Origin of the sequence: Streptomyces sp. W1SF4, from assembly GCF_003950035.1 — a bacterium.
GTDB classification, from domain to species: Bacteria; Actinomycetota; Actinomycetes; order Streptomycetales; family Streptomycetaceae; genus Streptomyces; species Streptomyces racemochromogenes.
Map to the genome: position 1 here is coordinate 5,076,714 of NZ_CP034350.1, position 21,334 is coordinate 5,098,047.

A 21,334-nucleotide genomic window follows, 5' to 3' on the forward strand; every position below is an offset into this window, starting at 1 on the left:
GGGTGTCAACCCCGGTTGACGGAGGGGAAGGGGGGGATCAGACGGTGAGGACGATCTTTCCGAAGAGGTCTCCCGCTTCGAGCTTCTCGAAGCCCTCGCGGGCCCGGTCCAGCGGGAGGACCTGGTCGATGACGGGCCGGATGCCGGTGGCCGCGCAGAAGGACAGCAGGTCCTCCAGCTCGTCCTTGGTCCCCATGGTCGAGCCGACCACCTTCAGCTCCAGGAAGAAGATCCGGTGCAGCTCGCCCGCCGGCGGGGTGCCGCCGCTGGTCGCGCCCGAGATCACCAGGGTGCCGCCGGGGCGCAGGCTCTTGACCGAGTGCGACCAGGTGGCGGCGCCCACCGTCTCGATGACCGCGTCCACCCGGTGCGGGAGCCGCGCGCCCGGCTCGTACGCCTCCACCGCGCCCAGCTCCACGGCCCGCTTGCGCTTGGCCCCGTCACGGCTGGTGGCGAAGACGCGCAGGCCGGCGGCCTTGCCCAGGACGATCGCGGCGGTCGCGACGCCGCCGCCCGCGCCCTGGACGAGCACGGAGTCCCCGGGGCGGACCCCGGCGTTGGTGAAGAGCATCCGGTACGCCGTCAGCCAGGCCGTCGGGAGGCAGGCGGCCTCCTCGAAGGACAGCTCGGCGGGCTTGCGCAGCACGTTCCAGGCGGGGACGGTCACCTGCTCGGCGAAGGTGCCCTGGTAGCGCTCGGTGAGGATCGAGCGGGGCTCGTCGGGGCCGACCCCGTGGCCGCTCTGGCCGATCACGGAGTGCAGGACGACCTCGTTGCCGTCCTGGTCGGTCCCGGCGGCGTCACAGCCGAGGATCATGGGCAGTTTGTCCTCGCCGAGGCCGACCCCGCGCAGCGACCACAGGTCGTGGTGGTTGAGGGAGGCGGCCTTGACGTTGACGGTCACCCAGCCGGGGCGGGCCCCCGGAGCCGGGCGCTCGCCCAGCTCAAGGCCGTTCAGCGGCTGGTCTCGGTCGATTCGGGCGGCATAGGCAGCGAACATGGCGCCAGACGCTACCGGTCGGTAGGCCGTTCTGACCAGGGGCGGGTGGGTGTGGGCCGGCTGGAGTGGAAGTACTGGTTCGGCGCTCAACTACCAGGCGTACCAGGCGGTTTGTGCCGTGCATAGGACTAACCGGAACGTCAAGAAGGCGCCTGGAGAGGGGTAGGATTCAAGCCATGCGGCGCGCTCGACATGAGCCTGTCATTCCCGTCGCGTTCTCGCTTTGCGTTCCCGCGTTCTTCCGCGCGCCCGGCAAGGAGGGCGGAACGACCCCTCCCGGTTCGGGGGCGGGGAGGGTGCGTTCCTGCGGGGGAACGACGCGCACGCGAAGGGGCCCGGCCGGATCGATCCGGCCGGGCCCCACCCGTCGCACTGTGACTCGGCGTGGCGCTCAGGCCAGGCGGGCCACCCCGTCGGCCTTCGCCGCGGCGGCGACCGCGGCCGTGACGGCCTCGGCGACGCGCTCGTCGAACGGCGAGGGGATCACGTAGTCGGCGGCGAGCTCGTCACCCACGACGCCGGCGATGGCGTCGGCGGCGGCGATCTTCATGCCCTCGGTGATCCGGGTCGCGCGGACCTTCAGGGCACCCGCGAAGATGCCCGGGAACGCCAGCACGTTGTTGATCTGGTTCGGGAAGTCCGAACGGCCGGTCGCCACGACGGCCGCGTACTTGTGCGCGACGTCGGGGTGGACCTCCGGGTTCGGGTTGGCCATGGCGAAGACGAAGGAGTTCCGCGCCATCGTGGCCACGGCCTCCTCGCCGACCGTGCCGCCGGAGACGCCGATGAAGACGTCCGCGCCCGCGAGGGCCTCCTCCAGCGTGCCGTTCAGACCGGTCTTGTTGGTCAGGCCCGCGATCTCCGCCTTGACGTCCGTCAGGTCGGAGCGCTCCGAGGAGACCACGCCCTTGCGGTCGGTGACGCAGACGTCGCCGATGCCCGCGTCGACCAGGATCTTGGCGATGGCGATGCCCGCCGCGCCGGCGCCCGCGATCACGGCGCGCAGGTCGCCGAGGGTGCGGCCGGTGAGCTTGGCCGCGTTGCGCAGGGCGGCCAGCGTCACGATGGCCGTGCCGTGCTGGTCGTCGTGGAAGATCGGGATGTCCAGCGCCTCCTGGAGGCGGCGCTCGATCTCGAAGCAGCGGGGGGCGGAGATGTCCTCCAGGTTGACCCCGCCGAAGGACGGCGCCAGACGGATGACCGTCTCGACGATCTCGTCCGTGTCCTTGGTCGCGAGCGCGATCGGAACCGCGTCCACGCCGCCGAACTGCTTGAAGAGAATGGCCTTGCCCTCCATCACGGGGAGGGAGGCCTCGGGGCCGATGTCACCGAGTCCGAGCACGGCCGTACCGTCGGTGACGACGGCGACCACGTTCGACTTCCAGGTGTACTCGTTCACCAGCTCCGGCTGCTCGGCGATGGCGGTGCACACTTTCGCCACGCCGGGGGTGTACGCCAGGGACAGGTCGTCCTTGTCGTTCACCGGCACCGTGGCCTGGATGGCCATCTTGCCGCCCCGGTGCAGCGCGAACACCGCATCGGGGTTGTTGTCCGTCGCACTGTCGCTGCGAGGGTTGACGATCTCCGCTGCCACTTCGTGTGACCCCTTAAGTCCTTTGAATCGTTGAGGGTGGCCACTCCTGGTTAAGGGGTGGGCGGGCACCGCGTTCGTACTCCGCATCGACGGTTGGACCGCCTCCGCGGAGGGGAGGTTCGTACGCGCGGGCGCGCCGCACGCGCGCCCTGAGCCCCGGATGAGGGGTGTAAGGATCTGTTCTACCCGAAGAACACTCGCCCAGACGAGTCGATTCCGGACTGATCGTAGGGTCCTTGCCCCGGTTTTGGCTAAAAGTCCAAATCTCTCTGTCCAGCAGGCGAGACGCACCGTAAATAGTGAGGTGAAAACGCCAGGTCACGGGGGTTTGTGCGGCTCCGATGGGCCTTGCCCGCAGTCCTGTTGGGTAGTCGGGGGCGCCCGTTATCTGATTTTGACCTCACGGGCACCCTGAATGCGTCAGTCCGAATGGCAAGATGCCGTAATCACACAAGGTCGCGGCACTCGATGGTGCGTGCCCGCCCTCTCTCGGATGCTTTTCCACCCCTGTCGGAGGAACCGCTCATGACCGCAAGCACCACCCGTCGTACGACCGCCGCCCGGTCCCGGATCGCCGCGGTCGGCGCGATCGCGGTCGCCGGCGCCCTGATCCTCACGGGATGTGGCGACCAGACCGAGGGCAACGGCTCCTCGGACTCGGGCAAGACCGACAACAGCGCCCCGCTGTTCTCGAAGCTCCCGAAGAAGATCCAGGACGCGGGTGTCGTCAAGGTCGGCTCCGACACGGCCTACGCGCCGATGGAGTTCGTCGACGGCGGCAAGATCGTCGGTGTGGACCCCGACATCGCCGAGGCCCTCGGCAAGCAGCTCGGCGTGAAGTTCCAGTTCACCTCCGGCACCTTCGACGGCCTGATCACCTCCCTGGAGACCGGGCGCCAGGACATCGCGATGTCCTCCATCACGGACAACAAGAAGCGCCAGGAAGGCCTCGACGACAAGGGCCAGAAGATCGGCAAGGGCGTCGACTTCGTCGACTACTTCTCCTCCGGCGTCTCGCTTTTGGTCAAGAAGGGCAACCCGCAGGGCATCAAGTCCCTCGACGACCTCTGCGGCAAGACCGTCGCCGTCCAGCGCGGCACCACGTACGAGGACACCTTCAAGGCCCAGGCCGAGAAGTGCGGCGACAAGAAGCTCACCATCGAGGCGTTCGACACCGACGCCGAGGCCCAGACCCGCGTCAAGGCCGGCGGCGCCGTCGCCGACCTGAACGACTTCCCGGTCACCGCCTACACGGCGAAGACCTCCGGCGGCGGCAACGACTTCGAGGTCGGCGGCGCGCAGGCCGACGTCGGCCTCTTCGGCATCGCGGTCTCCAAGGAGAACACCCAGCTGCGCGACGCGCTCAAGGAAGCCCTCGACGCCATCATCAAGGACGGCTCCTACGCCAAGGTCCTGGAGAAGTGGAACGTGAAGGACAGCGCCGTGCAGTCCGCCACGATCAACGCCGGCAAGTGATCCGAGAGCTCCACTGAAGGGCAGTCATTGTGACTGACAAGATCGACAAGGGTCCGGCCGCCACTCCGGCCGGACCCGGCGCCTCGGGCAACCCCTACGAGGCGATCAAGGCCATCCCCGTACGGCACTACGGCCGCTGGATCAGCGCCGTCGTGGTCGCCGTCATCCTGGCGTGGCTCGTCTACGCCTTCTCCCAGGGCAAGATCATCTGGGGCACGGTCGGCGACAAGCTGTTCGACCCCGCGGTCCTCAGCGGCCTCGGCAACACCATCATCATCAGCATCTCGGCCATGGCGCTCGGCCTGGCGCTCGGCATCCTCTTCGCCGTGATGCGGCTGTCGAAGAACCCGGTCACGAGCTTCGTCTCCTGGCTCTACATCTGGTTCTTCCGCGGCACCCCGGTCTACGTGCAGCTGCTGGTCTGGTTCAGCCTCCCGCTGATCTTCCAGTACATCAACCTGGGCCCGATCTACAAGAACGAGACCGTCGACGTCATGACGCCGTTCATGGTCGCCCTCCTGGGCCTCGGCCTGAACGAGGGCGCCTACATGGCGGAGATCGTCCGTGCGGGCATCCAGTCCGTCGACGAGGGCCAGACCGAGGCCTCGCACGCGCTCGGCATGACCCAGACGCAGACCATGCGCCGCGTCGTGCTGCCGCAGGCGATGCGCGTGATCATCCCGCCGACCGGCAACGAGTTCATCAACATGCTGAAGACCTCCTCCCTGGTCTCGGCGGTGCAGTACACCGAACTCCTGCGCGCCAGCTCCAACATCGGCAGCACCGCCGGCGCCGTCATCGAGATGTACTTCGTGGCCTCCATCTGGTACCTCGCGCTGACCAGCGTCTTCAGCGTCGGCCAGTACTACCTGGAGCGCCGCTACGCCCGCGGCTCGCTGCGCAGCCTCCCGCCCACCCCGTTCGAGCGGCTCAAGGCCAACCTGAACATGTTCCGCCGTACGGAGGTGGCGAAGTGACCGCCCAGCCGATGGTCAAGGCCGAAGGGGTTCACAAGTCCTACGGCGCCGCCCACATCCTGCGCGGCATCGACCTCGAGGTCGCCCCCCGCGAGGTCTTCTGCCTGGTCGGCCCGTCCGGCTCCGGCAAGTCCACCTTCCTGCGCTGCATCAACCACCTGGAGCGCATCAACGCCGGCCGGCTCTCGGTCGACGGCCAGCTGGTGGGCTACAAGCAGAAGGGCGACAAGCTCTACGAGCTGAAGGACAGCGAGGTCGCGGCCCAGCGCCGGGACATCGGCATGGTCTTCCAGCGCTTCAACCTCTTCCCGCACATGACGGCCATGGAGAACGTCATGGAAGCCCCGGTCATGGTCAAGGGCGAGAGCAGGGCCGTGGCGCGCGAGCGCGCCGCCAAGCTCCTGGACCGCGTCGGCCTCGGCACCAAGGGCGGGAACTACCCGTCCCAGCTCTCCGGCGGCCAGCAGCAGCGCGTGGCGATCGCCCGCGCGCTGGCCATGGAGCCGAAGCTGATGCTCTTCGACGAGCCCACCTCGGCCCTGGACCCGGAGCTCGTCGGCGACGTCCTCGACGTCATGCGGGACCTGGCCGAGTCGGGCATGACCATGATCGTGGTGACCCACGAGATGGGCTTCGCCCGCGAGGTCGGCGACAACCTCGTCTTCATGGACGGCGGCGTCGTGGTCGAGTCCGGCAACCCGCGCGACGTGCTGGGCAACCCGCAGCACGAGCGGACGAAGGCGTTCCTCTCCAAGGTGCTGTAGCGCTCCGCGGGAACGCGTGCGCGGTTCCCCGCCCCCCGGCGGGGTGCGGAAGGGGCGGTACGGACATCCGTACCGCCCCTTCGGGCTGCCGCCCGGAATTCCTACTTGAGACCTAGGACCAGCGCGTCCGAGGGGGAGCGCCAGACCGATCGGGCCTCGGCGAAGCCCGCCTCCCGCAGGGTGCGGGCGTGCCAGGCCTCGTCGGGGGTGTCGCCGTCGGCGTGCTCCCCGTAGATCTCGAACCTGGCCTTCACCGCCTCGGCCAGCACCGGGTCGGAGCCGGCCAGGGCCCACCACTCCCGCCAGTCCAGGACCCCCGCCGCCCGGGCCCGGTCCATCCCGGCGTGCCGGTGGGCGTGCTCGGCGGCGCCGATCCGCGGGGTGGCGGGGTCGGGCATGTGGTCGGCGTTCATGAAGACCCCGCCGGGGCGCACCAGCGGCGCGATCCGCCCGTACAGGACCGCCAGCTCCGCGCTGGGCAGCCAGTGCAGGGCGGTCGCCGTCAGCACGGCGTCGTACGACTCGTACGGGAGGGCCGCGCGCCAGTCGGGGTCCTTGAGGTCGGCGGTCACGAAGGTGACTCGGTCGTCGCCGGCGAAGTGGCCCCGGGCGATCGTCAGCAGCGCGGGGTCGAGATCCAGCCCGGTGCTCGTCGCCCCCGGGAACCGCCGCAGCAGCCGGTCCGTGATACTTCCCGTACCGCACGCGAGGTCCAGCACCCGGGGGGAGGGGCCGACGAAGGCCTCGACCATGTCGAGCATCACCCGGAACCGTTCCTCGCGGTCGGGCATGTACCACTCCTGCTGGCGGTCCCAGCTCTCCTGCCAGGCCCGCCAGTCCGTACCGAACGAGCCAGTCACAGCGTCCGCCATCCCGAACCCCTCCACACGTAATACCCTCGAAGCCTAAGCAGCCGTTACTCGGCTGATGCCGACACTAACCCGCAGCCGTAAGGACTACAAGTGGAACTGGCCCATTACTCGGACTTCGCCGTGCGCCTGGTCAACACCGAGGAGCCGGCCCGCGGCAAGGACGCCCTCACCTCCGTCGACGACGTCCGCGCCCTCTTCGGCGCCAGCGTCCAGATGGCCCGCCGGGTCACCGACACCGACGTCACCCGCTTCCGCAACGTCCGCGGCCGGCTCCGCGCCGTCTTCGAGGCCGCCGACGGCGGCGACCACGCCCTCGCCGTCGACCTCCTCAACTCCCTCCTCATGGAGTTCCCCGTCAGCCCCCAGGTCACCGGCCACGACACCCCCCGCGACGACGGCAGCCCCGACTGGCACCTCCACCTCGCCGAACACCCCTCCAACGCCTCCGCCGGCTACGCCGCCATGGCCGCCATGGGACTCGCCTTCGCCGTCACCGAACACGGCCCCGACCGGCTCGGCCTCTGCCAGGCGCCGCCCTGCCGCAACGCCTACCTCGACACCTCCACCAACCGCTCCCGCCGCTACTGCTCCGACCGCTGCGCCACCCGCGCCAACGTCGCGGCCTACCGCGCCCGCAAGCGGCTGGAGGCCGAGGCGTCCGCCCGCAGCGGCCGTACCGCCGACCACGCCCAGGACAGCCGCGCCCTCAGCGAACGCTGACCCGCCGGACGCGGCCGCAGCCGCAGGAACGCCACCGCCAGCACCAGTTCCTCGGGGACCGCGCCGTAGTCGGTGCTGTCCCCGGTCTCGTTGAACGGGTTGTCCCCGAGCATCCACCAGCCGCCCGGCCGGCGCTCCGCCGCCCGCTTCACCACCAGCAGGTCCTGCTGCAGCGGGTGCCGGAACACCACCACGTCACCCGGCCGGACCAACGCCCCGTACCGGACCGCCAGCCGGTCCCCGTGCACCAGCGTCGGCACCATCGACGGCCCCGTCACCTCCGTGATCCCCACGCGCGTCCGCGCCTGCCCGCTCCGCACCATCTCCGGCCTCCTCATCGCTCCCCGCATGCTGCCGCACGGCCCCGTACGTTCGCTCACCCCCGCTCGGCCGGGGCTGGACTTTTGTCCTAAGCCCATGGGGGCGCCCGCGATTTCCGGATTCTCAGCGAGTAATCTCCACCCTTGAGAAGACGATCACGAGGAGGACCCACTCCAATGCTTTCCCGCTTCTTCGCCCCCAAGGTGAAGGTCTCCGCCCACTGCGACCTGCCCTGCGGCGTGTACGACCCGGCCCAGGCCCGCATCGAGGCCGAGTCCGTCAAGGCCGTCCAGGAGAAGTACCAGGCCAACGAGGACGCGGACTTCCGCGCGCGCGCCATCACCATCAAGGAGCAGCGCGCCGAGCTCGCGAAGCACCACGTCTCGGTGCTGTGGAGCGACTACTTCAAGCCCCCGCACTTCGAGAAGTACCCCCAGCTCCACACCCTGGTCAACGACACCCTGAAGGCCCTCTCGGCCGCCAAGGCGTCGAACGACCCGGCGACCGGTGCCAAGGCCCTGGAGCTCATCGCCGAAATCGACCGCATCTTCTGGGAGACGAAGGCCGCCTGATCCGGCCCCGCCCCCGCGGCACACGACCGAGGGGCCCGACCGCACGCGGTCGGGCCCCTCAGTCGTGCGTACGGGCTGCTCGGACTACTCGTCGTCCTCGTCCTCGTCGTCCAGCCGGGCCAGCCAGGTCGCCAGGCGTTCCACCGGGACCTCGAAGTCCGGGTTGAGGTCGACGAACGTGCGGAGCTGCTCGGCGAGCCACTCGAAGGTGACCTCCTCCTCGCCGCGCCGCTTCTCCAGCTCCTCGATGCCGCGATCGGTGAAGTACAAGTCGGGCTCCGTGCCGTGTGGTGGTGATGGGGGCGTTTCCCGCCAGGATAATCCGCTTACCCCCGAGACCCTCCCGCCCGTCCGTCACCCGGCGCTACCTTGGACGCCCTTCACGGGGCGAGCGGGGAACGGGGGACCGGAGATGCCGGACGGGCGCACGGCAGGATCCGCGCGCGCCTTCGAGCTCCTCGAACCCCTCGTCCGGGCCGCCACCGTACGCGTCCACGCGCCCCCGGACGGGTATGAGACCCCCGGGACCGGGCCGACGTGGGGGAGCGGGTTCTTCATCGCCCCGGGCTGGGTCCTGACGTGCGCGCACGTGGTCGGCGAAGGGGGTGCTGCCGTGCGGCTGGCCGGGCGTGAGGTCGGCATCACCTTCTTCTCCGGCGGCACCGGCGGCACCGGCGGCACCGGAGGTTCCGCGGGCTTCGCCGGCTTCGGCGGCGACGGCGCCACCGGCACGGTCACGGGCCGGGTGGAATGCGTCCTGCCCGAACGGCTCGACGAGCGGCGGCCCGGCCGCCGCGCCCTGTGGGACCTGCCCGACCTGGCACTCGTCCGCGTCCTCGCCCCCGTCACCCACGCCTGCGTCTGGCTCACCGACCGGGCCAGACCCCGCCTCGACGACGCCGCCTACTTCGGCTGCACCGAGGAACTCGGCTTCCGCGAGATCACCGGCCGCACCACCCGGCTGCGCGGCATCGCCGCCGGCGGCGCCGCGATCCGCCTGGGCGACGACGACGAGATCGAAGCTGGCATGTCCGGCGGACCCGTCGTCGACCTCGCACGCGGAGAGGTCGTCGGCGTCGTCAAGGCCCGCCGCAGCGGCGCCGGCGGCGGCCTCGCCGTGTCCGTCGCCCAGCTGCGCACCCTGCCCATGGCCCCCACCGGCCAGACCGGCCTCTACCGCAGGGTCATGCAGGCCCACGACCTGTACCACTACGACCGGCACCTGAGCGACCTCGACAGCCGCAGGACCTGGACCGACGTCCACGACGAACTCCCCGACGGCGACGGCGGCCCCTACGGCGGCCGCGGCCGCCTCACCCCCGGCGAGCGCACCACCCTGTGCGGACTCCTCGCGGAACTGCCGCCACCCGGCTCGTCCGAGGCCGTACGGGAGCTCGCCGAGCAGGCCCGCGGCGAGGAGCCCGACACCACCCTGCCCGCCCCGCTCAGCTGGCGCGACGGCCTCGGCCTGCTCCACGACCCGCCCGGCGCCGGCGGCGAGGCCGCCGCCATGCTCCGCTACGCCACCGCCGTGAGCGTCGCCGACCACCGCGAGCCGCCCGCCCCCGGCGCCGACGAGGAACTGTGGGACTGGGTACGCGCCACCGCCGAGCGGCTGTGGCGCCCCCTGCGCCGGGAACTGGGCGAACGGCACGAACGCGGCCTCGCCGAGCGGGAACGCCGCCGCCGCGCCGCCGCCGGCCGGGAGGCGTACGGCCCCGCCCGGCACCGCGCCGGGCTGCCGCCGGGCCCCTCCGTGCTGCTGGAGGCCTGGGCGCACGGCTGGGAGGACGTCTACGACTGGCGGGTGTCCGTCCTGGCCGGCCCGGCCCGCCCCGACCGGGTCACCCCCGTCGCCGCCGGCGTACGCGCCACCCTGGCCGCCCTGCCCGACGCACTGCGCGCCCCGCTCGCCGAGGGGTTCCGCCGGTGCGACACCCACGAGGCGGCCGCGCTCCTCGAAGTCGCCGTCGCCCCCGAACTGTTCGGCCTCCGCGTCGACGAGTGGACCGTCTCGGGCGGGACGCCGGTCGGCGTGCAGCGGCCGGTGGTGTTCCGCTCCGGCGGCGGGGCCGTCCCCTCCGGCCGGTGGGCACGGGTACAGGCCGGCCCGCTCCTGGGCCAGCGGGCCGACTGCCTGCGCGGGCGGCCCCGCAGCCCCTCCCCGGGCTGGCTCGCCGGGCTGCTCGACAACACCGTCCCGGTGCTCTGCCGGGCGCCGGACACCGAACCGACCCTGGGCGCGCTGCACTCCGTACGCGAGGCCGGCTACGGGGTGGTGGTCTGCCGCAGGCCCCCCGCCGACCCGGGGGCCTCCTGCGCCCCCTTCCACCGGGGGCTGCGGGAGGAACTGGCCGAGGCGGGCCGGGGCGCGGTACTGCCGCAGCGCCTCCAGGCCCTGCGGCAACGGGCGTACGGGGCGGACCCCGACGCCTACTGGGCGGCCGGGCTGGCCCTCGTCTGGGACGACCCGGCCCGCGCGCTGCCCGAGGAAGAGCCGCTGCGGGGCGACCTGTGACGGCCCCCGCGCGGGCCGGCGGAGCGGCACGGGGAGGCAGAGCCGGCCCGGGGGACGGAGCGGCGTACGGGTGGTGCGGGACGTGTGGGAGGGAGCGGGCGTGAACGAGGAATGGCTCATCTACCGGGGCGTGGGCGAACCCCACGACGGGATCGAGGCCCTGCCCGAACCGCCGCCCTGGCGGGACTTCGACGGCGGACCCGCCGTCGAACCGGGCGGCCCCGCCGCCGCCCCCGACGGGAACGTCGCCCGCCGCCTCGGCGCCCACCGGCAGGCCGCCGAACTGCACCGGCCCGAACCGGAGGAACTGGAGGCCGTCAACGCCGCCCTCTACCTGCGCCGGCCCCTCCTCGTCACCGGCCACCCCGGCACCGGCAAGTCCACCCTCGCCCACGCCGTCGCCCACGAGCTGAAACTCGGCCGCGTGCTGCGCTGGCCCGTCGTGTCCCGCACCGTCCTCCAGGAGGGCCTCTACCGCTACGACGCCCTCGCCCGCCTCCAGGACGTCCAGATCGCCGCCGGAACCCGTTCCCCCGGCACCCCGCCCGGCATCGGCAGGTACATCCGGCTCGGCCCCCTCGGCACCGCCCTGCTGCCCACCGACCGCCCCCGCGTCCTGCTCGTCGACGAACTCGACAAGAGCGACATCGACCTGCCCAACGACCTGCTGAACGTCCTGGAGGAAGGCGAGTTCACCCTCCCCGAACTCGAACGCGTCGCCGACTCCGAACCCGAGGTGCAGGTCCTCACCGACGACGGCGCCAAGGTCACCGTCCGCGACGGCCGCGTCCGCTGCCGCGCCTTCCCCTTCATCATCCTCACCAGCAACGGCGAACGGGACTTCCCCGCCGCCCTGCTGCGCCGCTGCATCCAGCTCAAGCTCGGCCAGCCCGGCGAGAAACGCCTCGCCACCATGGTCCGCGCCCACCTCGGCGAGGAGGCCGCCCAGCTCGGCGCCGACCTGATCCGGGAGTTCCTCACCCGCTCCCGCACCGAACTCGTCGCCGCCGACCAGCTGCTCAACGCCATCTACCTCACCCACTACGCCGCCCCGCCCAGCCGGGACGACCTCGCCGACCTGCTCATCCAGCGCCTCGACCGCCCGAGGTGAGCCGCGGTGCCCCAGGAACCCGCCCGCCCCGACGGGGCCGCGGCCGCGGACATCCGCACCCTCGCCGCCCTGCTGCGCGCCGCCGGCCTCGACCCGTCCGCCGAGGAACTCGCCGACGCGCTCTGGCTCGCCGCCCGGGCCGGCAGCGCGGCCGCCCGGCCCGCCGGCACCGCCCCCGAACCCGGCTCCGCCCACCCCGGGGAACCGGCCCGCCCGCCCGGACCCGCCGACACCGCCGGACCCCCCGAGCCGCCACCGGAGGAACCGGAGCCCGAGGACCCGGTCAGCCTCTACCCCGCCGGGAACCCCCCCGCCCCCGACACCGGCGCCGCCGCCGAGATCCCCGTCGCCGCAGGGGTCCCCGTACGCGTGCCCGGGGCGGCCGCACTGCCCCGGATCCTGGAGATCCAGCGGGCCCTGCGCGCCCTCCAGCGGCACCGGCCCCCCGGCCGCCCCACCCGCACCGTCCTCGACGAAGCCGGCACCGCCGAGGCCAGCGCCCGCGCCCTCGGCCTGGTCATCCCCGTCTTCCGGCCGGAGACCCGCCGCGAGGCGACCGTACGGCTCGTCATGGACGCCTCGCCCTCCATGGCCGTCTGGCGGGAGATGTTCGAGGAACTCCGCTCCGTGTGCGAGCGCCTCGGCGCCTTCCGCGACGTCCAGGCCCACCACCTCCACCGGCTCCCCGACGGAACCGCCGCCGTCGGCCGCGGCCCCGCACCCGGCCCCGGCCTCCGCTCCGGCGACCAGCTCCGCGACCCCACCGGCCGGGCCCTGACCATCGTCGTCTCCGACTGCGCCGGCCCGCTGTGGCGCGAGGGCCGGGCGCAGCGGCTGCTGCACCGCTGGGCCGAATGCGCGCCCTGCGCCGTCGTGCAGCCCCTCCCGCAACGGCTGTGGGCCCGCAGCTGGCTGCCCACCGAGCGCGGACTGCTGGAACGGGCCGGCGGGAGCGGGGGCGCGGGCGGCGGACCCGCGCTGCGGTTCCGGCCCGACCGGCCGCCCCGGCCCGGCCGCCCCACCGGCGGCCTCACCGTGCCCGTGCTGCCGCCCAACGCCGGCGCCCTCGGCGCGTGGGCCCGGCTCGTCGCCGGACTCGGCACCGGCCCCGTCCCCGCCGAGGTCGGCCGCGTCCTCGCCCACCACCCCGCCGCCCCCGTGCCGCCGCCCCCCACCGCCCGGCCGCCCCGCGAACTCGTCCGCCGGTTCCGTTCCTCCGCCGCGCCCGGCGCCGTCCAGCTCGCCGTGTACCTCGCGGCGGCGCCGCTGACCCTGCCCGTCATGCGGCTCGTCCAGCGCACCATGCTGCCCGACTCGGAGCCCTCCGACCTGGCGGAGGTCCTGCTCGGCGGCCTGCTGCGGCGCAGCGGCGAACCGGCCGGGCAGTGGTACGAGTTCGTACCCGGCGTCCAGGAGGTGCTGCTCGGGCCGCTGGGCCGGGACGAGGCCGCACTGGTGCTCAAGCACTGCTCCGAGTACGTCCTCGCCCACTTCGGGCGCGGCGTGCGCAACTTCCCCGCGCTGGCCGTCGCCCAGCTCACCGGAGAGCCCGCGGCCGAACCGGACACCACGCCCGCCCCCGGACCGGACGCCGGGTGGGACGGCGGCCGGGTGCCGCCCGGGCAGCTCCCGCAGGCCTTCGCGCAGGTCTCCGCCAAGGTCGTACGCCGCTACCTGCCGGGCCCGCCCGAAGAGGCCCCGGAATCCCCCGCACCGCCCGCCCCGCCCCCCGTCGCCGACCCGCCGACGCCCGGCCGCGCCCGGGCCGTCCGCGCCGCCCGCGACCGCCTCGCGGCGGGCCCGCCCGACGCCGACGCGCGGCCCCTGTACGAGTCCGCCGCCCTGCTGCGCCGGGCCGTGGCCGTCCCGCCCGGCCCGGACGACCCCCCGGAGGAGGCCGAGACCGAACTCGCCGGGGTACTGCTGCGCCTGTGGGCCGTCCAGCACGACCCCGAGCACCTCGACGAGGCCGAACGGGCCGCCACGGGCCTGCGCACCCCCGCCGGCCGGGCGGCGCTGGGCCGGGTGCTGTACGAGCGGGCCGTCGCGGCGGGCGCGGCCCCCGACCTGCTGACCGCCGCCGACCGGGAGTTCGCCGCCGCCGCCGCCGACCCCGCCCTGCACCGGGACTGCGCCGTCCTGCGGGCCCGCACCCTGCTCCGGCTGGCCGCGCTGCGCGACGACGCCGGGCCGCTGCACGAGGCACGGGCCACCCTGGAGCCGGTCGCCGCCGCGGAGGGGCCCCCGGACCCCGAACTCCTCCTGACCCTGGGCCGCGTCCTGGTCGCCCTCCTCCCGCGCACCCCGGACCCGGCGCAGCGCACCGCCCTGGCCGAGCGGGCCGCCGACACCCTGACCACCGCCCTGACGACCCTCCTCACCCCCGCCCCCGCCCCGGCCCCCGGCCCGGGCCCCGCTCCGGCCCCCGCCGACGCCCCCGGGCTCGCCGCGCGGGTGCGCGTCGAGCTGGGCGCGGCCCTGCGGTACCTGCCCGCCCGGCTGGAGGAGGCCGCCGCCCGGCTGGCACCCGCCCTGGAGGACCCGGCCGCGGACTCCGCGCTGCGGCTCGCCGCCCTGCTGGGCCTGGCCCGCGTGCACCGGGCCCGGTACCGGCGCGACGCCGACCCGACGGCGCTGGAGGACGCCGCCGAGGCGTACGGCCGGGCCCGGCGGCTGATCCCCCGGGACGGCGAGGCCTTCGGGGAGCTGCTGCCCGAGTGGGGCGACGCACTCCTGGACCGGGCCCGCGCCGCCGACGGACGGCGCTTCGCCTCCACCGCCGTCCGCGTGCTGCGCGAGAGCCGCGCCGCCGTGCCCCAGTCCGACCCCGGGGCGGCGTACCGGCTGCGGCGGCTGGCCGCCGGGCTGAGGCTGAGGCACGCCTACGAAGGGGACCTGGTCGACCTGCGGGAGGCCGAGTACCTGCTGGAGCTGGCCGTCCGGCAGGGCCAAGGCCCCCTGGACCGGGCCCGCGCCTGGCGGGAACACGGCGACGTCCAGCAGGAGATCCACGCCCACACCCGCACCGCCGACCGCCTCGACCGCGCGGCCGACTCCTACCGGCGGGCCTGGCGCGCCGCGCTGGAAGCCGACCGCGACGGCGACGCCGCAGCGGCACTGCCGCTCGCCGCCCGGGTCCAGGAACTGCGCGGCGAGGTCCTGGAACGCCTCGCCCGCCCCCGCGCCGCCCTGGACGCCTACCGGGCCGCCCTGGACCTCCTCCAGCGCCTGGGCGAGGGAGACGGCGTCCCGGCCCGGGCCGTCCGGGCCCGCGTACGGGCCCTGGAGGCGGGCCCCTGAACCGTTTCCCCGCGCCGGGCGCAGGGAAAGGGCAGTGGACCACACACGACAAGGGGACGGGCAGCCCATGGGGACCGGACGTCAGGAAGCGGCAGCACCATCACCGGCCCGTCCGTGTCCCGGGCCGCGGCCCGGGCTCCCGGACCTCACCGGCATCGACCTGGCCGCACTGCGCGGGATCGACCACCCCGTGCTCGCCGAGATCATCGACGGCCTCGTCGACCGGGTCACGCACCCGGCCGAGATCCTCAACGCGTTCGACTCCGGCGTCGCCTGACGTCCCCCGACCCGCGCCGGAGTTGACCACTTTCCGCCGTTAGCCGGGCCCCCGCGGAGGGCAGGGATGGACCGTCCGCAGGGGAGAGGTACAGGCGATGAGCCAAGCGATCACGAGCGGTCCCGTGCCGCCCGTGCACCGGACCCTCGCAGGTCACGCCCGCCACGCCCGCTGGCCCTACGCCCGGCTCGACGTCCCGGGCCTGCGCGCCGCCGGCCACCGCCCGTACCCCGTCCGGCAGTTCGTCCTCAAGACCCACAGCCGCTGCAACCTCGCCTGCACCTACTGCTACGTCTACGAGATGGCCGACCACAGCTGGCGCACCCGACCCGCCACCATGGCCCCCGCCACCGCCCGGCGCGCCGCCGAACGGATCGCCGAGCACGCCGCCGCCCACCGACTGCCCCGCGTGGACCTCGTCCTGCACGGCGGCGAACCCCTCCTCGCCCCGCCCGCCGACCTCGCCGCCCCCGTGGAGGCCGTCCGCGCCGCCGTCGCCCGGCACGCGCCCCGCACCCGCGTCACCGCCGCCGTCCAGACCAACGGCACCCTGCTCACCGCCGGCCGGATCGCCGCCCTCGCCGCCGCCGGGATCCGGGTCGGCGTCAGCCTCGACGGCGGCCTGCCCGCCCACAACCGGCGCCGCCTCGACCACACCGGCCGGCCCGGCTTCCACGCCGCCGCGCGCGGCCTGCGCCTCCTCGCCCGCCACCCCGACAGCTACGCCGGGGTGCTCTGCGTGGTCGACATCGCCCAGGACCCGGTGGAGACGTACGAGTCCCTGCTCGCCTTCGCCCCGCCCAGCATCGGCCTGCTGCTGCCCCTGGCCAACTGGAGCACCCCGCCGCCCGGCCGGACCGGGCACGGGACCCCGTACGGCGACTGGCTCCTCGCCGTCTTCGAACGCTGGTGGCACGACGGGGCCCGGCGCACCAGGATCCGGATCTTCGAGGAGGTCATCGCCCTGCTCCTCGGCCTGCCCGCCGCCACCGAGACCCTGGGCCTGGCACCCGTCACCACCGCCGTCGTCGAGACCGACGGCAGCATCGAACAGGCCGATTCGCTGAAGTCCGCCTACGAAGGGGCCGCCGCGACCGGCATGACCCTGGACCACCACAGCTTCGACGACCTCCTCGACCACCCCGGCTTCGCCGCCCGCCAGCTCGGCCGGGACGCCCTCGCCGCCGGCTGCCGCGCCTGCGAACTCGTCGAAGTGTGCGGCGGCGGACACTACCCGCACCGCTACCGCGCCGGCGACGGCTTCCGCCAGCCGTCCGTGTACTGCGCCGACCTCCAGGCCGTCATCCGGCACGTCGCCCACGCCCTGCACCGGGCCGCCACCACCACCGGGCGGGCCGTCTCATGACCCACGGCACCGACACCGACGCCGGCACCGGCCTCCCCGGCCAGCGGACCGCCGCCGCACCCCCCGGAACGCCCCGGCCCGACCTCGCCCGGTTCGCCGTCAGCTCCCACACCCTGCGCGCCCTCGCCTCCACCGAACCCTCCGAAGAGGGCACCCGCCTCGTCCAGGACGTGCGCCGCTCCAAGCGGCTGCTCCTGCTGCGCGCCGTACTCGACGCCGCCCCCGGCCCGGAGACCGCCGAGCACTGGGCCCTGCTGGAGGAGGCCGAACGCCAGGACCCCGCGGCCGTGCACGACGTCCTGCACTACCCGGCCACCGGCGTCTGGGCCGAGGAGACCCTGCGCCGCCTGCACGCCCCCCAGGGACCCCCGCCCGACCTCGGCCACCTCGGGGCACTCGCCGCCGCCGCCGCGCTCCGCGCCGGAATCGGCTTCAAGACCACCCTGCGCCCCGTCAACGGCCGCCTCGTCCTGCCCACCCTCGGCCTGCTCCGCCCCCACGGCCCCGGCCGCCTCGCCCTCACCGAACGCTCCTGGGACACCGCCGACGCCCTCCCCCTGCACACCCTGCCCGGCGCTGCCACGACCTCCCTCGACGACCTCGACCCCTACCGGGTCCCGCCCTCCGGCACCGCCACCGGCCCGGCCGCCGTCCGCCCGGCCCGCCGGCTCACCCCCAAGGGCCACAAGCGCTGGGACATCCAGTGGTCCGGCGCGCACACCCTGCTGGGCCGCTACGACTGCGCCCGCGCCGAGGAGATCGGCCTGCTGCTGCGCTCCGTCGTCCCCCTCGCCGGCGGCTCCCGCTCCAGCGGCGCCACCCTCCCCGCCGCCGCCGGCTCCGTCCTGGCCCGCGCCCAGGCCCCGCCCGCCCTCGCCGCGACCCTGGTCCACGAGGTGCAGCACGGCAAACTCGCCGCCCTCGCCGACGTCCTCACCCTGCACACCGCCGACCGCACCCCCCGCCACTGGGCCCCCTGGCGCGCCGACCCGCGCCCCCTGGAAGGCCTCCTGCACGGCACGTACGCCCACCTCGCCCTCGCCGGGTACTGGCAGCACGCCGCCCTCTACGGAGCCCGCGGCGCCTGGGCCCAGCACGCCCGCATCCGCGCCCAGGTCGCCGCCGTCCTGCCCGCCCTGCGCGCCCACCCCGCGCTGACCGTCACCGGACGGGAGTTCGTCGACGGCATGGCCGCCGCCGAACGCGCCATGGACGCCACCCCGCCGCCCGGCGACCAGCACGCCGCGGCCCGCCGCACCCTGGAACGCGAACGCCGCGCCTGGTGCGCGGCACACCCCGAACTCGCCCCGTTCGTACGGGTATGACGCCCCGTCCCCTGCGGTACCTTTCAAGCCGCACCGCCCCGCACCCCGTCCAACGAACGGACCCCAGGGAGACGGCCGCATGACCGGTACCGCCATGCGTCAGGACCGCGACGGAGCCGCCCCCGCGCAGCGCTTCGTCATCAGCTTCGCGGGCTTCAACCGCCCCTGGGCGGTGTGGATCGCCCACCGTCTGGAGGAACACGGCCACCGCGTCGTCCTCCAGCGCTGGGACCCGCAGAGCAGTCCCGGCGGACTCACCGAGGCCCTCGACGACCTGGCCCGCGCCGGCGGCCGGATCCTCGTCGTCCTCAGCGAGCGCTACTTCTCCGCCGGCACCCACACCGACGAGGAGTGGAACACCGCCCTGCGCACCGTCACCGCCTCCCACCCCGACCGGTTCGCCGCCGTCTGCCTCACCGACGCCCCGCTGCCCAGCGCCGTCGCCGCCCTGGAGAAGACCGACCTGTGGGGCCTGGACGCCTACGAGGCCGAATACCGCGTACTGCGCCGCCTGGACCTCCCGACCGACCGCATCGGCACCGAGAGCGGCCGCCGCGGCCCCCGCTTCCCCAACGACCCGCCCGAGATCTGGGGCCGCGTCCCGCGCCGCAACCCCCGCTTCACCGGCCGCAACGACGTCATCGGCCGCCTGCGCGACGCCCTCACCGAGGCCCCGCCCGGCGCCTCCACCGTCACCCTGCTCGGCCTCTCCGGCGTCGGCAAGACCCAGGTCGCCACCGAGTACGCCTACCGCTTCGCCTCCGAGTACGACGTCGTCTGGTGGGTCCCCGCCGAGGACCGGCCCACCCTGCGCGAACGCCTCGCCGACCTCGCCCCCGCGCTCGGCCTGCCCCGCGGCGCCGGCAGCTACGGCGAGCAGATCCGGGCCGTACTGGAGGCCCTGCGGCGCGGAACCCCCTACCACCGCTGGCTCATGGTCTTCGACGGCTGCGACAACCCCGACGACCTCACCGACCTCCTGCCCTCCGGCGCCGGCGACGTCATCATCACCTCCCGCAACCGCGAATGGGCCGCCCGGCACACCAGCCTCGTCGAAGTCCCCCTCTACGCCCGCCCCGAGTCCGTCACCTTCATCCGCCGCCGCGCCCGCCGCCTCACCGGCGAGGAGGCCGACCAGCTCGCCGAAGCCCTGGAGGACTACCCCCTCGCCCTCGACCAGACCGCCGGCTGGCTCGCCGACTCCCCGCTCGGCGTCGGCGAGTACCTCACCCTCCTCCAGCACCGCCTCGACTCCCACGAGGCCGTCACCCTCTCCGACGACTACCCGCTGCCCTTCCCGACCGCCCTGGCCATACTCCTCAACAACGTCCGCGAGAACTTCCCCGACGCCCTCGCCCTGCTGCGGCTCTTCGTCTTCTTCGCCCCCGGCCGCGTCCCGCTGCGCCTGCTGCGCGAGTTCCCCGCCGACGGCGTCCCCGAACACCTCGCCGGCATCCTCAACGACCAGATCCGCTGGAACGCCGCCCTCAACAAACTCGTCCAGTTCTCCGTCGTCCGCCTGGAGTACTCCGACCTCTCCGTCGAGGAGGGCGGCGGTCTGGAAACCGTCCAGCTCCACCGCATGGTCCACAACATCGTCCGCGAGAACCTCGCCGAGGACGAGTCCGACCAGCTCTCCCGCGCCGTCCGCCAGGTCCTCGCCGCCGCCGACCCCGGCCGCCCCACCGACTCCCGGCTCTGGCCCCGCTACGCCGAACTCATCCCCCACCTCGACCACGCCGGCGTCCTCACCAGCAGCAACCCCCGCATCCAGAACTTCCTGCTGCACTGCCTGCGCTACCTGATGCTCGCCGGCGAGTACCGCACCTGCCTGCGCCTGTCCGAACAGACCGACGCCGTCTGGCGCGCCATGCTCGGCGACGACCACGACCAGGTCCGCGAGCTCAGCTACCACTACGGCGGCGCCCTGCGCATGCTCGGCCGCTTCCGGCAGGCCGAGACCCTCGCCCGCTCCGTCGCCGACCGGCTCCTCGCCGAACGCGGCGACCGCGACCTGGAAACCCTCCGCGCCACCAGCACCTACGCCGGAGTCCTCCTCAGCACCGCCAAGTTCGACGAAGCCCGCGAACTCCTGGAACACGCCTTCGCCACCTACCGCGAACTTCTCGGCGAGGACGACGCCACCACCCTGAACGCCCAGAACAACGTCGCCGTCGCCCTGCGCCTCCTCGGCCGCTACCAGGAGGCCTACGACACCGACCTCGACACCCTGCGCCGCCGCGAACGCGTCCTGCGCGTCCGGCACATCGCCACCCTCTCCTCCGGCATCGGCTGCGCCATGGGCCTGCGCCTCATGGGCCGCTACCGCGAAGCCCTCGCCCGCCAGGAACAGGGCCTCAAACTCCACGTCCAGGTCCTCGGCGCCAACCACCCCCAGACCCTGCGCGCCGAACACAACCTCGGCCAGTGCCTGCGCCGCACCGGCGACATCCCCGGCGCCGGCTCCCGGCTGCGCAGCGTCCTGGAACGCTCCACCCGGGTCTTCGGCGCCGAGTTCCCCTGGACCCTGATGGTCGCCTCCGACTACGCCACCTACCTGCGCGAGTACGGGGACATCGAGGAAGCCCGCCGGATCTCCGAGGAAGTCGTGCGCGGCTACCAGTCACAGCTCGGCCTCGCCCACCCCTACAGCATCGGCACCGTCGGCAACCTCGCCCTCGTGCTGCGCGCCCAGGGCGAGCGCAGCGCGGCCCTGAACCTCGCGGAACAGGCCCTGGTCGGCATGCGCGGCGCCCTCGGCGACCACCACCCCTGGACCCTGGGCTGCGCCCTCAACGCCACCGGCCACCGCAACATCACCGGCCGCCTGGACGCCGCCCTGGAACTCAGCCGGGAGACCCTGCGCGGAGCCGAACGGGTCCTGGGCCCCGACCATCCGATGGCCCTCAGCGCGCAGATCGCCCTCGCGGCGGACCTCCGCGCGGTCCGCGAGGACGCGGAGGCCTCGAAACACGAGGAAGCCGGCCTCAAGGCGCTCACCCGCACCCTGGGCCCCCAACACGTCCACACGGTCTCGGCCCGCCAGCAGACCCGCCCCTACTGGGACTTCGAGCCCCAGCCGTAGCCCCGGCCGGGTGGTTCAGCCCCGCGACGTTCCAGCCTCGCCGGCGTTTGAGGCGC

Annotated in this window: 17 protein-coding genes; 12 read left to right on the forward strand and 5 right to left on the reverse strand. The window is 74.0% G+C overall.

The window, feature by feature from the left end:
• Positions 1–37: 37 nt before the first annotated feature.
• Positions 38–1,000, reverse strand: a complete 963-nt coding sequence (locus tag D1J60_RS23870) for a zinc-binding dehydrogenase (RefSeq protein ID WP_125822474.1) — start codon at positions 998–1,000, stop codon at positions 38–40.
• Positions 1,001–1,391: 391 nt separating this feature from the next.
• Positions 1,392–2,582, reverse strand: a complete 1,191-nt coding sequence (locus D1J60_RS23875) for an NADP-dependent malic enzyme (RefSeq protein ID WP_277607524.1) — start codon at positions 2,580–2,582, stop codon at positions 1,392–1,394.
• 537 nt (positions 2,583–3,119) lie between these two features.
• Between D1J60_RS23875 and D1J60_RS23880 the strand changes: the two genes are divergently transcribed.
• From D1J60_RS23880 to D1J60_RS23890, 3 genes are read left to right on the forward strand one after another with little or no spacing between them, the layout of a single operon-like run.
• Positions 3,120–4,070 carry an ABC transporter substrate-binding protein gene (locus D1J60_RS23880; RefSeq protein ID WP_125822476.1) on the forward strand — a complete coding sequence of 317 codons (951 nt, stop codon included), beginning with the start codon at positions 3,120–3,122 and terminating at the stop codon, positions 4,068–4,070.
• Positions 4,071–4,099: 29 nt separating this feature from the next.
• Positions 4,100–5,047: an amino acid ABC transporter permease gene (locus D1J60_RS23885; RefSeq protein WP_007266485.1), complete on the forward strand. Its 948-nt coding sequence runs from the start codon at positions 4,100–4,102 to the stop codon at positions 5,045–5,047.
• A gap of 11 nt (positions 5,048–5,058) precedes the next feature.
• A complete protein-coding gene (locus D1J60_RS23890) occupies positions 5,059–5,811 on the forward strand; it encodes an amino acid ABC transporter ATP-binding protein (RefSeq protein WP_185899622.1) in 753 nt (250 codons plus the stop codon).
• A gap of 101 nt (positions 5,812–5,912) precedes the next feature.
• Here D1J60_RS23890 and D1J60_RS23895 read toward each other — a convergent pair whose 3' ends face one another.
• Positions 5,913–6,683, reverse strand: coding sequence for a class I SAM-dependent methyltransferase (locus D1J60_RS23895; protein ID WP_125822477.1), 771 nt, complete (start codon positions 6,681–6,683; stop codon positions 5,913–5,915).
• 90 nt (positions 6,684–6,773) lie between these two features.
• Here D1J60_RS23895 and D1J60_RS23900 point away from each other — a divergent pair, with 90 nt between their 5' ends.
• Positions 6,774–7,403 carry a CGNR zinc finger domain-containing protein gene (locus tag D1J60_RS23900; protein WP_125602872.1) on the forward strand — a complete coding sequence of 210 codons (630 nt, stop codon included), beginning with the start codon at positions 6,774–6,776 and terminating at the stop codon, positions 7,401–7,403.
• On the opposite strand, the gene sodX is transcribed toward D1J60_RS23900, so the two are convergent.
• A complete protein-coding gene (sodX, locus tag D1J60_RS23905; RefSeq protein WP_241253382.1) occupies positions 7,307–7,726 on the reverse strand; it encodes a nickel-type superoxide dismutase maturation protease in 420 nt (139 codons plus the stop codon). The genes D1J60_RS23900 and sodX overlap by 97 nt on opposite strands.
• A 174-nt stretch (positions 7,727–7,900) precedes the next feature.
• Here sodX and sodN point away from each other — a divergent pair, with 174 nt between their 5' ends.
• The gene (gene sodN, locus D1J60_RS23910) at positions 7,901–8,296 is read left to right on the forward strand and encodes a superoxide dismutase, Ni (protein ID WP_007266490.1); all 396 of its coding nucleotides are present in this window, start codon (positions 7,901–7,903) and stop codon (positions 8,294–8,296) included.
• Between the two features lie 84 nt (positions 8,297–8,380).
• Here sodN and D1J60_RS23915 read toward each other — a convergent pair whose 3' ends face one another.
• A complete protein-coding gene (locus tag D1J60_RS23915; protein WP_007266501.1) occupies positions 8,381–8,566 on the reverse strand; it encodes a DUF6104 family protein in 186 nt (61 codons plus the stop codon).
• Positions 8,567–8,708: 142 nt separating this feature from the next.
• On the opposite strand from D1J60_RS23915, the gene D1J60_RS23920 reads away from it, so the two are divergent.
• From D1J60_RS23920 to fxsT, 7 genes are all read left to right on the forward strand, one after another.
• The gene (locus D1J60_RS23920) at positions 8,709–10,814 is read left to right on the forward strand and encodes a trypsin-like peptidase domain-containing protein (RefSeq protein WP_164720957.1); all 2,106 of its coding nucleotides are present in this window, start codon (positions 8,709–8,711) and stop codon (positions 10,812–10,814) included.
• 100 nt (positions 10,815–10,914) lie between these two features.
• Positions 10,915–11,925 (forward strand): MoxR family ATPase, encoded by a 1,011-nt coding sequence (locus tag D1J60_RS23925; protein WP_125602875.1) that lies wholly within the window; start codon positions 10,915–10,917, stop codon positions 11,923–11,925.
• Positions 11,926–11,931: 6 nt separating this feature from the next.
• Positions 11,932–15,225, forward strand: coding sequence for an SAV_2336 N-terminal domain-related protein (locus D1J60_RS23930; RefSeq protein WP_125822480.1), 3,294 nt, complete (start codon positions 11,932–11,934; stop codon positions 15,223–15,225).
• Positions 15,226–15,292: 67 nt separating this feature from the next.
• Complete coding sequence (gene fxsA, locus D1J60_RS23935; RefSeq protein ID WP_125605580.1) at positions 15,293–15,502, forward strand: FxSxx-COOH cyclophane-containing RiPP peptide; 210 nt, start codon at positions 15,293–15,295, stop codon at positions 15,500–15,502.
• Between the two features lie 97 nt (positions 15,503–15,599).
• Positions 15,600–16,868 (forward strand): FxsB family cyclophane-forming radical SAM/SPASM peptide maturase, encoded by a 1,269-nt coding sequence (locus D1J60_RS23940; protein ID WP_206436562.1) that lies wholly within the window; start codon positions 15,600–15,602, stop codon positions 16,866–16,868.
• On the forward strand, positions 16,865–18,193 hold the full coding sequence (locus D1J60_RS23945) for an HEXXH motif domain-containing protein (protein WP_125822481.1): 1,329 nt from the start codon (positions 16,865–16,867) through the stop codon (positions 18,191–18,193). Before D1J60_RS23940 ends, D1J60_RS23945 begins: the two co-directional genes overlap by 4 nt.
• 79 nt (positions 18,194–18,272) lie before the next feature.
• On the forward strand, positions 18,273–21,278 hold the full coding sequence (gene fxsT / locus D1J60_RS23950) for an FxSxx-COOH system tetratricopeptide repeat protein (RefSeq protein ID WP_125603047.1): 3,006 nt from the start codon (positions 18,273–18,275) through the stop codon (positions 21,276–21,278).
• Positions 21,279–21,334: the final 56 nt, after the last annotated feature.